The 12,542-nt window shown below is 67.2% G+C and carries 11 protein-coding genes; 10 read left to right on the top strand and 1 reads right to left on the bottom strand.

From position 1 onward, the window contains the following. Positions 1 to 39: 39 nt before the first annotated feature. Genes ATE64_RS18160 through ATE64_RS18170 form a run of 3 tightly spaced genes read left to right on the top strand, consistent with a single transcriptional unit; the run spans position 40 to position 5,565 of the window. Entirely contained in the window at positions 40 to 840 is an 801-nt protein-coding gene (locus tag ATE64_RS18160; protein ID WP_058456367.1) for a hypothetical protein, read from the top strand. Then, a complete protein-coding gene (locus tag ATE64_RS18165) occupies positions 752 to 2,281 on the top strand; it encodes a DNA polymerase Y family protein (RefSeq protein ID WP_058456368.1) in 1,530 nt (509 codons plus the stop codon). Before ATE64_RS18160 ends, ATE64_RS18165 begins: the two co-directional genes overlap by 89 nt. After that, the gene (locus ATE64_RS18170) at positions 2,278 to 5,565 is read left to right on the top strand and encodes an error-prone DNA polymerase (protein ID WP_058456369.1); all 3,288 of its coding nucleotides are present in this window, start codon (positions 2,278 to 2,280) and stop codon (positions 5,563 to 5,565) included. The genes ATE64_RS18165 and ATE64_RS18170 overlap by 4 nt, the downstream gene beginning before the upstream one ends. A gap of 231 nt (positions 5,566 to 5,796) precedes the next feature. On the opposite strand, the gene ATE64_RS18175 is transcribed toward ATE64_RS18170, so the two are convergent. Further along, positions 5,797 to 6,618, bottom strand: coding sequence for a flagellin (locus tag ATE64_RS18175; protein WP_058456370.1), 822 nt, complete (start codon positions 6,616 to 6,618; stop codon positions 5,797 to 5,799). 247 nt (positions 6,619 to 6,865) lie between these two features. Between ATE64_RS18175 and fliE the strand changes: the two genes are divergently transcribed. The 7 genes from fliE to ATE64_RS18210 form a co-directional block, all read left to right on the top strand. Continuing rightward, a complete protein-coding gene (fliE, locus tag ATE64_RS18180) occupies positions 6,866 to 7,210 on the top strand; it encodes a flagellar hook-basal body complex protein FliE (protein ID WP_058456371.1) in 345 nt (114 codons plus the stop codon). A 3-nt stretch (positions 7,211 to 7,213) separates the two neighbouring features. Next, positions 7,214 to 8,875, top strand: coding sequence for a flagellar basal-body MS-ring/collar protein FliF (fliF, locus tag ATE64_RS18185; RefSeq protein ID WP_058456372.1), 1,662 nt, complete (start codon positions 7,214 to 7,216; stop codon positions 8,873 to 8,875). Then, the gene (locus ATE64_RS18190; protein WP_058456373.1) at positions 8,868 to 9,908 is read left to right on the top strand and encodes a FliG C-terminal domain-containing protein; all 1,041 of its coding nucleotides are present in this window, start codon (positions 8,868 to 8,870) and stop codon (positions 9,906 to 9,908) included. Before fliF ends, ATE64_RS18190 begins: the two co-directional genes overlap by 8 nt. Continuing rightward, positions 9,901 to 10,503, top strand: coding sequence for a FliH/SctL family protein (locus ATE64_RS18195; RefSeq protein ID WP_058456374.1), 603 nt, complete (start codon positions 9,901 to 9,903; stop codon positions 10,501 to 10,503). Before ATE64_RS18190 ends, ATE64_RS18195 begins: the two co-directional genes overlap by 8 nt. Then, positions 10,500 to 11,831 carry a FliI/YscN family ATPase gene (locus ATE64_RS18200; protein WP_058456375.1) on the top strand — a complete coding sequence of 444 codons (1,332 nt, stop codon included), beginning with the start codon at positions 10,500 to 10,502 and terminating at the stop codon, positions 11,829 to 11,831. The genes ATE64_RS18195 and ATE64_RS18200 overlap by 4 nt, the downstream gene beginning before the upstream one ends. Continuing rightward, complete coding sequence (locus ATE64_RS18205) at positions 11,828 to 12,271, top strand: hypothetical protein (RefSeq protein WP_058456376.1); 444 nt, start codon at positions 11,828 to 11,830, stop codon at positions 12,269 to 12,271. Before ATE64_RS18200 ends, ATE64_RS18205 begins: the two co-directional genes overlap by 4 nt. Beyond that, the coding region (locus ATE64_RS18210) for a hypothetical protein (protein WP_197410171.1) at positions 12,268 to 12,542 on the top strand (275 nt) is incomplete at its 3' end. The genes ATE64_RS18205 and ATE64_RS18210, both read left to right, overlap by 4 nt.

The following is a 12,542-nucleotide window of genomic DNA, read 5'->3' on the forward strand; positions in this document are numbered from 1 at the left end:
CCCCCGCTCGCGCGCTAATAGAACAAATCAGGAACATATATGCACGAGTCGTCCCAATCTCTCGCCGGGTTGCGCAAGCATATCGCCCGGCTGGCCGCCGATGGTGGCCAGACAAGCCGCCCGGCCGAGGGCTGGCTGGCGAGCGGACATGCGGGCTTCGACGCCGCGCTCGGCGGCGGGTTCGCGGTCGGGCGGACGCATGAATTTTTCGCCGCCGACGCGCTCGACGGGACGAGCGCCGCGGCCTTCGCTGCGCTGCTGGCGCTGCGTACCCCCGGCAAGATGCCGCTGATCTGGCTGCGCACCGCCGACGCCGGAGGGCGCGCCGGGCATATTTACGCCCCCGGAATCGCCGAACTCGGCGGCGACCCCGACCGGCTGCTGCTCGTCGAGACTCCCGATCCCAAGATGCTGCTTGCCTGCGCGAACGATGCGATCCGCTGCGCCGGATCGGCGGCGGTGATCGTCGAGAGCTGGGGGAAATTCCCCTTGCTCGACCTCACCGCGGGCCGCCGTCTCGCGCTCGGCGCGCGCGATGCAGGCACGACCCTGTTAATGCTCCGCCTCAACGCTGTCCCCGCACCGAGCGTCGCCGAAACGCGGTGGAGCGTCGCCGCGGCGGCGTCGCGCGAACTTGAGGCCAATGCGCCGGGCGCCCCCGCCTTCGACCTCGAACTGCTGCGCTGGCGCGCCGGCCCCGCGGGCGGCCGCTGGCGACTGGACTGGAACCATGACAACAAAAGTTTCGGGCATGCCTGCGGGGAGCCGGCGCTATCTGGCGCTGTTCTTCCCGTACCTGCCCGCCGAGCGGCTTTGCCGCACGGCGCCGCGGCCGCCTGACGCCCCGCTGGTCTTCACCGAGAAGATACGCGGCGCGCTGCGCATCGCGAGCGTGGACGCGCAAGCGCAGGCGGTCGGACTCGCCGTCGGCATGCCGCTTGCGGACGCGCGCGCGCGGGTTCCCGAGCTGATCGCCGTCCAGCACGACCCGGTCGCCGACCACGCCTGGCTCGACCGGCTCGCCTTGGGATGCAACCGCTACACGCCGCTCGTCGCGCTCGACGCTCCCGACGGGCTGATCCTCGACATCGCAGGCGCCGAGCATCTGGCAGGTGGCGAGGCGAGCCTGATCGCCGATGCCGAAATGCGTCTGTCGCGGCTCGGCATGAGCGTCCGCCACGCGTTCGGCCCGACCGCCGACGCGGCGCGTGCGCTCGCCCGCTACCAGACGCGCCCTGCCCCGGACGAAGCCAGCGCGGTCCGCCGACTGCCCGTGCTCGCGCTCGAACTCGGGCCCGAGGCGACGACAGCACTCGTTCGCGCGGGACTGAAGACGATCGGCGACCTCGCGAGCCGCCCGATGGCGAATATCGCCGCGCGTTTCGGCGCCGGCGCCGCGATGGCGCTCCGCCGTATCCTCGGCGACGCGCCGAGCCCGCTCGACCCGCGCATCGCGCCGCCCCCGGTCGCGGTCGAACGCCGCTTCGCCGAACCGATCGGCAGCACGGCGCATGCGACCAAGGTGCTGGCCGAACTCGCGAACGAAGCGATCAAGGAGTTGCTCGATCGCGGCAAAGGCGGCCGCCATTTCCGTGCGACCTTCTTCCGGAGCGACGGGCTGGCGCGCGGCATCGATATCGAGACCGGCCACGCGACGCGCGACACGCGCCTCGTCATGCGGCTGTTTGCCGAGCGGATGGACGGGCTTGCCGACCCGCTCGACCCCGGCTTCGGCTTCGACATGATCCGCCTCACGGTGCCGCGGCTCGACCCGCTCGGCGCCACGCAGCTGAAACTCGAAGGCGGCGAAGTCCGTGAAGCGGCGATGGACGAGCTCGTCGACCGGATGACGACGCGGCTCGGGCGACGACGTGTCAAAAAATTGATAGCCGAGGACACGCATATCCCCGAACAGGCGCAGCTCGCGCTTCCCGCGATCGACGCGCCGCCGCCGCTGCCCTGGCAGATGCCCGAACCCGGCGAGCCGCCGACGCGCCCTTTCCACCTGTTCGACCCGCCGCAGCCGATCGAGGTGATCGCCGAGGTCCCCGACGGCCCGCCGCAGCGCTTCCGCTGGCGCCGCGCCTTTCACGCGATACGCCGGTATGAAGGCCCCGAACGCATCGCCGCCGAATGGTGGCGCCGCCGCGACAACGCCGGCCTGACGCGCGACTATTACCGCGTCGAGGATGTCCACGGCCGCCGCTACTGGCTCTTCCGCCACGGCCTGTACGACGAGAAGCCCGACCCGCGCTGGTACATCCATGGGGTTTTCGCATGAGCGACGAGTCCGCTGATCCTGGCTTCGCGGAACTGGTCGCAGCGACCAACTACAGCTTCCTGCGCGGCGCCTCGCATCCCGCCGAGATGGTGGCCGAGGCGATCGCGCTCGGCATGACCGGCATCGGCATTGCCGATCGGAATAGTGTGGCCGGGGTGGTGCGGGCATGGGCTTTTCTGAAAGAGCTGCGGGTCAAAAATCCCGGGGCAGTAGAGGGCTTCCGGCTCGTGGTCGGTGCAAGGCTCGTCTTCGCCGACGGCACGCCCGACATCGTCGCCTATCCCGTCAGCCGCCACGGCTGGGGCCGACTGACCCGCCTTCTGTCGATCGGCAATCTGCGCACGCAAAAGGGCAGCTGCATTCTCGAACTGGGCGACCTGCTCGACCATTGCGAGGATCTGCTACTGATCGCGATGGAGGGGGATGAGGAATTGCTTCGCACCCTCAAACGCCAACGGCCGAAATCGGTATGGCTGGCCGCCACGATGCCGCTGTCGGGTGCCGACACTCGGCGCCTGGCCGAACTCCAACGCTTATCGGCAGCGACAAATGTCCCGCTGCTCGCCACCAATGACGCCTTTTATGCGACATCCGCCCAACGCCCGCTTCACGACATCATCACCTGTATCCGGGAAGGCGTGACCCTTCAGAAGGCCGGCAAGCGGCTCCGCGCCAATGGCGAGCGCCATTTGAAAGCGCCTGCCGAAATGAAGCGACTGTTCGCACAAAGCCCGAAGGCGATTGATGCCAGCACCAAGCTGCTCGCCCGCATCAATTTCGACCTCGAAGATTTGCGCTACGAATATCCGCACGAGCCGGTGCCGCCGGGCTGGAAGCCGTTCAACTATCTCCACCATCTGGTGAAGACAGCCGCGGAGAAACGCTATGGCGCACCGCTGAAGCCCAAAATCCGCAAGATGATCGGCAACGAACTCCGTCTGATCCGACGGCGGAATTATGTCTATTATTTTCTGACCGTTTACGATCTCGTCCGCTTCGCACGCGCGCAGGAGCCGCCGATCCTGTGTCAGGGGCGCGGATCGGCCGCCAATTCGATCGTCTGTTTTCTGCTCGGCGTCACCTCGGTCGATCCGGACGAGCACAAGCTGCTCTTCTCCCGCTTCGTCTCGGCCGAGCGGGACGAACCTCCCGACATCGATGTCGATTTCGAACATGAGCGGCGCGAGGAGGTCATCCAGTATATTTACGACCGCTACACGCGCGACCGCGCGGCGATCGCCGCAACCGTCATCCACTATCGCCCGCGCAGCACGATCCGCGAGGTCGGCAAGGCGCTCGGGCTCAGCGAAGATGTCACTGCGCGGCTCGCCGACACGAGTTGGGGAAGCTGGGGGGACGAGGTGCCCGTCGAGCGGCTGGTCGAAGCAGGGCTTAACCCGCACAATGGCGAAATCGAGCGCCTGCACCGCTTTGTAAGCGAACTGCTGAAAGCACCGCGCCACCTGTCGCAGCATGTCGGCGGCTTCGTCCTCACCGAAGGTCGGCTCGATGAGCTGGTCCCGATCCATAATGCCGCGATGGAAGACCGAACCTTCATCGAATGGGACAAGAACGACATCGACGCATTGGGACTGATGAAGGTCGACGTTCTCGCGCTCGGTATGCTGACCTGCATCCGCAAATGCTACGACCTGATGCGCGAGCATGGGCTGGGCGATCACACGCTGGAGCTCGACATCGATTCCAAGGATCCGGCCGTTTACGACATGCTGTGCAAGGGCGACAGCATCGGCGTCTTTCAGGTCGAGAGCCGCGCGCAAATCAATATGCTCCCGCGTCTGCGGCCCCGGAAGCTCTATGATCTGGTCGTGCAGGTTGCGATCGTCCGTCCCGGACCGATCGAGGGCGATATGGTGCATCCCTATCTGCGCCGCCGGAACGGGGAGGAGGAGGTCGAATATCCCTCGCCGGCGCCGCCGCACGATCCGAACGAGCTTAAGGAGGTGCTGGGTCATACTTTTGGCGTGCCACTCTTTCAGGAGCAGGCGATGAATCTGGCGATCACCGCCGCCGGTTTTACGCCCGAAGAGGCCAATGGACTGCGGCGCGCGATGGCGACCTTTCGCAATGTCGGCACGATCGACAATTTCCGCGACAAGATGGTCGGCGGCATGGTCGCGCGCGGATACAAGCAGGATTTCGCCGAACGCTGCTTCAAACAGATCGAGGGTTTCGGCAGCTATGGCTTTCCCGAAAGCCATGCCCAGTCCTTCGCACGGCTCGTCTATGTCTCGTCATGGATCAAACATTACCACCCTGCCGTCTTCGCCTGCGGCATCCTCAATTCGCAACCGATGGGTTTCTACGCCCCCGCGCAGCTTGTGCGCGACGCGCGCGACCACGGCGTCGAGGTGCGCGCGGTCGATGCCAACGCCAGCGGTTGGGACAATAGTCTCGAACGGCGCGATGATGGCAGCCTCGCTCTCCGGCTCGGTTTCCGGCAGGTCGACGGGTTTCGCGAGGAGTGGGCGAAGGCGATCGCCGATGCGCGCGCCACCTCGGCTTTCACTTCGGTCGAGGAACTCGCGCGCCGCGCCAACCTGCCCTCGCGCGCGCTGCGCCTCATCGCCGATGCCGATGCGTGCCGGTCGATGGGGCTCGACCGACGGCCGGCGCTGTGGGATGCGCGGCGCGTGCGGCAGGGGGTGCTGCCGCTTTTCGGCGCCGCCGAGGCGAATGAACTGGGCTTCGAGGAAGACGCACAGCTGCCGCCGACCCCGATGGTCGAGCATGTGCTCACCGATTACCAGACGACGCGGCTGTCGCTGAAAGGCCATCCGATGGCGTTCCTGCGCGCCGACCTCGCGCGCGAGGGCATATTGAGCGCTACCGAGGTCGCGGCGGCCAAGAACGGGGCGATCGTCCGCACCGCAGGCGTGGTGCTGGTCCGCCAGCGGCCGGGCAAAGGCAATGCGATCTTCATCACGCTCGAGGACGAGGGCGGGATCGTCAACATATTGCTGTGGGCGCGCCATTTCGAACGCTATCGCCGCGCGGTGATGGCGTCGCGGCTGATGCTCGCCGAGGGCGAAGTGCAGCGAAGCAAGGAGGGTGTCATCCACCTGATGGCAACGCGGATCGTCGACCGGACGGCGATGCTCGACGCGCTCGACAGCGACCGGCGCTTCGAACCCGAGGTCTGCCGTGCCGACGAGGTCAAGCATCCGCAAGTGCCGCGCGGACGGTCCGAAGGCGACTATGCGCAGCGCCACGGCCATCCGCGCAATGTGCGTATCCTGCCCAAGTCGCGGGATTTCCATTGAAGAGCTTTGTCCCGGCTGACGCCGGGAACGGTTCCAGCCCGCTCCCCCTCCCAGCCTCCCATAGGATACGATGTCGGGAGGCTGGGAGGGGGAGCGGGCTGGAACCGCGCCTGTTTCGGTCACGCCGAAACAGAATACAAAGATGCCCCGGCTGTGGGGAGCCGGGGCATCGGATCAGGCCAATAAAGGGACCAACCAAAGTTGGCCTGAACTGTTTGCGATGGTTATCTTTTAGCCGCGGAGCAGGTTCATCACGCCCTGCGCGCTCTGGTTCGCCTGCGCGAGCATCGCGGTCGACGCCTGCGACAGGATCTGGGCAGCGGCCAGCTTGGTCGATTCCGCCGAGAAGTCGGTGTCTTCGATGCGCGAGCGCGATTCGTCGAGGTTGGTGACGCGGGCCGACAGATTGTCGACGGCCGCGGTCAGGCGGTTCTGCTGCGCACCGAGGTTGGCGCGTTCGCCGGCGACCGTGGTGATCGCGGTGTCGAGCGTCGCCAGCGCGCCGGTGGCACCCGCCGCAGTCGCAACCGACAGAGCGTTGACGCCGAGCGTCGTGGCGGTGAGGTTGCCGATCGTGATGTTCACGACTTCGGTCGAGTTGATGCCGGTCTGGATGTCGAAGCCGGCGGCGACGCTGCCGTCGAGCAGCTTGTTGCCGTTGAAGGTCGTCTGCGTCGTGATATCGCCGATCTGCGAGATCAGCGCCGTGACTTCCTTCTGTACCAGCGCGCGGTCGGCGTCGGCCAGCGTGCCGTTCGAGGCCTGCATGGCCAGTTCACGCATACGGACGAGGATGTCCGAAATGCTGGCGGCGCCGCTGTCGGCGGTCTGAGCGAGCGAAATACCGTCGTTCGCGTTACGGATCGCCTGCGTGAAGCCCTTCGAAGCGGCGTTCATGCGGGTTGCGACGGCGAGGCCGGCGGCATCGTCCTTCGCGCTGTTGATGCGCTTGCCCGACGACAGGCGTTCCATCGCCTGCGACTGCATGCGCTCGGCAACACGCGAGCTGTTCTGGGCGCGGAGCGCGCTCACATTGGTGTTGATGACAGTCATGTTGTTCCTTTCCGGCCTCGATGGCCATTCCCGTGATGTGAGGGCTCGAGGAGCGGTCACGGATGCAGTAACGGCGGGCGGCGGCGGCGATTAAGCCGGCGTGTCAAAAAAATGCCGAAGGCAGCGTTAAGCCTGATCCGCATTCATTCATCCCGCTGGAAAAGCGCCATAAAATTTTTTGGCACGCGCTTTGCATTACTCTTTGGGCGTGCGGTCGACCGCTGCGCACCAGGACGGATGAAAGCTTATGAGCACGATTGACCCGAGCCGGCTGTTGCAGATGCGCAGCACGATTCTCAATCAGAACCAGGCGCTGCAACGCGCCGCGGGCCGCGGTGCCGCGGACGGCATCGAAGGCGGCGTCGGGGGAACCCCCGATTTCGGCGCCGCCATCAGCAACGCCCTGCAACAGGTCAACAATCAGCAGGCCAAGGCCAGCGAGCTCAGCGAAGCCTATGAACGCGGCGACACGCACGACATCGTCAGCGTGATGATCGAGCGCCAGAAGGCCTCGCTGGGCTTCGAGACCACGTTGCAGGTCCGGAACAAGCTGCTCTCCGCCTATCGCGACATCATGAACATGCCGGTATAATCCATGGCCGATACCCAGACCCTCGTCCCCGTCGATCCCACCCCGAACCGCCTGCCGGTACCCGGCATGGGCGGCCGCTTCGCGCCGGTGCAAGATTTCGTCCGCCAGCCCGCCGTCCAGCGCGCCTTGCCGATGATCGCGACCAGCGCCGCCATCGGGATCGCCGCGCTCGCCTATTTCATGACGACCACCGCCCCGCAGGCCCAGCTCTTCGCCGGGCTCGACGACAGCGACAAGGCGGCCGTCGCCGACGCGCTGCAGACGCAGGGGATTGCGCACACCATCGACCCGACCACCGGATCGCTGACCGTCGATGCCGACAAGCTCTATCAGGCGCGCATCGCCCTCGCCGGCCAGGGCCTGCCCAAGGCGCAGCCGAGCGGCAACAGCCTGATCGCTTCGCTGCCGATGGGATCGAGCCGCGCGATCGAGGGCGAAACGCTGCGCTCGGCGCGCGAGGCGGACCTCTCGCGCACGATCGAGACGATCGACGCGGTCAAGGTCGCGCGCGTTCATATCGCCGCCGCCGAACCCAGCCTCTTCGTCCGCGAGGACAAGCCCGCGACCGCATCGGTGATGCTGACGCTGCAGAACGGCCGTTCGCTTTCGGACGGGCAAGTCCAGGCGATCCGCTTCCTCGTCGCGTCGTCGGTTCCCGGAATGAACGCCGACGAGGTGCAGGTGATCGACCAGCGCGGGTCGCTGCTGAGCGACGGCGTGTCGAACGCCGACATGAAATCCTTCCAGCTCCAGACGCAGATGGAAGAGCGCTTCCGCCGCGCGCTCGACACTTTGCTTGGGCCCATGCTCGGCGCCGGCAACTATAGCGTCGAGGTCCACGCCGATGTCGACATGTCGGAAAGCCAGGCGACGCGCGAAAGCTTTCCCAAGGACGACCGGGCATTGACCAGCGAACAGGTCACGCGCACCGTCAGCGGCGAAGGCAATGCGCCCGCCGTCGGCATTCCCGGCGCACTGTCGAACCAGCCGCCGCAGGCGTCGACCGTCACCGACACCGCGCCGCTGCCCTCGGCACCGGGCGCCCCGGCTCCGACGCAAACGAACAGCAACGAGAATGCGACCCGCGCCTATGAGGTCGGCCGCGAGATTTCGGTCACGCACCAGCCGCAGGGCCAGCTTCGCCGCGTTTCGGTCGCGGTCGCGCTCAACCAGGGCAAGAAGGCGCTGACGCAGGCCGACATTGCGAAGATCGACGCGCTGGTAAAGGGCGCGGTCGGTTATGACGCGACGCGCGGCGACCAGGTCGCGATCAGCCAGCGTCCATTCGCCACGGTCGAGGACGCGGCCCCCGCTTTCTACGACGCCCCCTGGTTCCTGCCGCTGCTGAAGCAGGTCGGCGCGGTGCTCGCCGCGATCCTCGCCTTCTTCTTCATCGGGCGGCCGATGATCAAGGCGGCGAAACAGCGCGCCGTCCAGCGCGCCGAGCGCGAGACCCAGCTCGAAGAGACGCTGCTGGCGGTCGCCGACAATCAGGCGACGCGCGCCGCGAGCCAGCGTCCGAGCAACGAGATCACGCTCGAGATGATCGAGGCGGCGCCGAGCTATGAGGCGCGCGCCAACCTTGTCCGTGCCTTTGTCCGTCAGGACTCGGCGCGCGCCGCGCTCGTCGTCCGCCAGCTGATGCAGGAGGGTACCCGTGGCTGACGAAATCGACACCCTCGACGACACCCCCGTCAGCGCCAAGCCGACGATCGAGGGCGCCTCGGCCGCCGCGATCCTGCTGATGCTGCTCGACGAAAGCGAAGCAGCAACGATCCTCAAGCATCTCGACGCCGACGAGGTTCGCCAGCTCGCGCGCTCGATGTTCGACTCGGCGAATGCCAGCGAGACGCAGATCGACCTCGCACTCAGCCATTTCGTGTCGGAAAGCCGCAACGTCAGCGCGCTCGCCGTCGGCGCCGACACGCGCATCCGCACCGTGATCCACGAAGCGGTCGGCAACGTCCGCGCCGACAACATCCTCGCCGCCGTCGCGCCGCAGTCGAGCGCCGCGTCGCTCGAAATGCTGCGCTGGATGGACGTCGATGCGATCAGCGCGCTGCTCGCCAACGAACATCCGCAGGTCGGCGCCCTGATCCTGTCGGTGCTCGTTCCCGATGTCGCGGCGCGCGCGATCGAGACCCTCGACGAGGCGCTGCAGTCCGAACTGGTCCTGCGCGCGGCGCAACTCACCGCGGTTCCCGCCGCCGCGATCGAAGATCTCGAATCGGTCCTCGCCGCCGCCAACGTCAGCGGCCAGCGCGTCGCGAAGCAGCCGATCGGCGGCCCGAGCGACGTCGCGAAGATCATGAAGAAGATGCCGAAGCAGCTCAGCGAACGCACGATCCGCGCGCTCAAGAAGCAGGACAAGCTGCTCGCCCAGATCATCGAAGAGGAAATGTTCATCTTCGAAAACCTGCGCGACCTCGACGCCAAGAGCCTCGGCACCGTGCTCCGTTCGGTCGACGCGGCGCAGCTCGCAATCGCTCTCAAGGGCACCGACGCCGATATGGTCGACCGCTGCCTCGCCACCATGTCGAAGCGCGCGTCGGAAACGATCCGCGACGAAATGGCGGAGATGACGATGGTCAAGCGCGTCGACGTCGACGAGGCGCAGAAGGCGATCATGCAGGTCGTGCGCCAGATGGCGTCATCGGGCGAGATCATGATCGCGGGCGCCGGAGACGATTATGTCTGACCGCGCCGCCGAAACCACCGCCATCTCGCTGGCCGCCGTCATGGCGCAGAGCCGCGGCTTCCGCCCGATGCAATTCGGCATGGCGCGCGCCGCCGAGATCGTGCCGGTCGAACGCTTCGATGCCGAAGGAGCCCCCGCCGACGATCCGTTCGCGCTCGGCCTGGCCGAGGGCCAGCGCCTCGCCGAAGCGGGCTTTGCGATCGAACGCGACCATCTGCTCGCACTCGTCGCCGGCGCCGAGGCGCTGCAGGACGAACCGAGCGAGGAGCTTGCGCAGCTCATCGCCGAAACGGTCGAGCGGCTCGTCCGCCAGATCGTCGAAAGCGCGCCGATCGACGGCGACTGGCTCCGCAACCAGGCCGAAACCGCCGCCGCGATGGTCGCCGAAGCCGACAAGGCGCGCACCCTGTGGGTCAATCCCGCCGATGCCGCGCTGCTGATGGACGCACCGATCGCGCTGCCGATCGAAGCCGATCCGTCGATGACGCGCGGCACCGTGCGCATCGAAACCTCGGCCGGCTGGATCGAACATGGCCGCGCCGTCTATTTGAACGAATTGCGCGCCGCGCTCGGCAGCGACGGACCCGCCGCATGACGCGCCGCCTCGCCATGACCGCGCAGCAGCTTCTGACGCCCGTCGAACTCGGCGACGCGAGCCCGCGCCGCATCGGCACGCTCGTCGCGCACGAAGGCATCATGCTCGAGGTGTCGGGTTTCCCTCAGCCGCTCGGCAGCAATGTTCGCATCAAGTCGGCGAACAATGACTATGTCTATGGCGAGGTCGTCGGCTTTCGCGGTCACCGCAGCCTCGTCCTTCCCTTCGACACCAATATGCCGCTCGTCACCGGCGCGCCGGTCGAGCCGCACGGCGCCTCCTCGATGGTCACTGTCGGCAAGGCACTGCTCGGCCGCATTATCGATGCGCAGGGCAATCCGCTCGACGGCCGCCCACCGGTCAAGTCGCATTTCCAGTGGCCGCTCGCCGGCCGCAAGGTCAATCCGCTGCGCCGCGGCCGCGTGACCAGGCCGCTCAACATGGGCGTGCGCGCGATCAACGGCCTGCTCACCGTCGGCGAAGGCCAGCGCGTCGCGATCATCGCGGGCTCGGGCGTCGGCAAGTCGGTGCTGATGGGCCAGATGATCGCGGGTACCGAATGCGATGTGATCGTCGTCGGCCTGATCGGCGAGCGCAGCCGCGAGGTCAGCGACTTCGTCGAAACCAAGCTGCCGCCCGCGGTCCGCAAGAAGTCGGTCGTCGTCGCGGTTCCCGCCGACCATCCGCCGCTGCTGCGCCTCCGCGCCGCAATGCGCGCAACCGCGATTGCCGAAAGCTTCCGCGCCGACGGCAAGAAGGTGCTGCTGCTGATCGACAGCCTGACCCGCGTCGCGCACGCGCAGCGCGAGATCGGCCTGACGCTCGGCGAACCGCCGACGATGAAGGGCTATCCGCCCTCGACCTTCGCGCTGATCCCCTCGCTCGTCGAGCGCGCGGGCAACGACAATGCGACCGGCGGCTCGATCACCGCGCTCTACACCGTCCTTGCCGACGGCGGCGACATCGACGACCCGGTTGTCGACTCGGCGCGCGCGATCGTCGACGGCCATATCATCCTGTCGCGCCAGCTCGCCGAACAGGGCGTCTATCCCGCGATCGACGTCGCCCGGTCGCTGTCGCGCACGATGGCCGATTCGGTCGATCCCGACCATGCGCTCGCCGCGGCGCGCTTTCGCCAGCTCTGGTCGGCGTATGAAGAGAATCGCGATCTGATGCTGATGGGCGCTTATGTCGCCGGCGCCGATCCCGTGCTCGACGAAGCGATCGCGCGCCGCGCCGACCAGCTCGCCTTCGTATGCCAGGCCGCCAGCGGCCAGATCGATTTTGCCTCCTCCCGCCAAGCCCTGATTGAAGGATTTTCCGCATGAACGCCCGCACCGCACGCCGCAAACGTATCATCCGCGTGCGCACCGTCGAACATCAGATGGCGGAAGCCAATCTCGCACGCGCTACCGGCGAGCTCGCGAGCCTCGTCGAACTGTCGAAGCGTCTCGAAACGCTGCGCGCCGACCTCGCGATGGCCAAGGGCGAAGTCGCGGGCCGCGCGCTCAACACGATTGGAGAGCTCGGGATGCGGCTCGACATGGCCAAGGAAAATCTCGTCGCGCCGCTCGTCAATGCGAGCAGCCGCCGCGACCAGGCCGGAGTCGTGGCGCAGAGCGCGATGGTGAAGGAAGAATCGGCGGTTCGCCTCTACGAGCGCAGCCGCCTGTCCGACGTGCGTGAGCAGGAACGCCGCACCGACGCGAACCGCCCGCATCGCCGCCGCGCGATGAGCCTGCGCCTGCTCGACGGCGGTGCGGCATGATGGCCTCGCTTCCCCAGACCCCGGCGCACCACGGCCTCGCCTCGATCCTCGCCGCGCTCGGCACCGCCGCGCCCGCGAACGAGAGCGGCGTAGATGGCGGTTTCGGCCAGCTTCTCGCGAATATGCCGACCGCGACGTCGGCCGCACCGGTCGCCGCCAATCTCTTCGGCGCCCAGACTCCCGTTGAGTCCGGCGCCCCGGCCGCGCTGCCGGTCTTCGTCGTATCTGCCGACGCCGACAGGTTGCCCACCCCCGCAACGACCCCCGCAAC

Origin of the sequence: Sphingopyxis sp. H073, assembly GCF_001468395.1 — a bacterium.
Classification (GTDB): domain Bacteria; phylum Pseudomonadota; class Alphaproteobacteria; order Sphingomonadales; family Sphingomonadaceae; genus Sphingopyxis.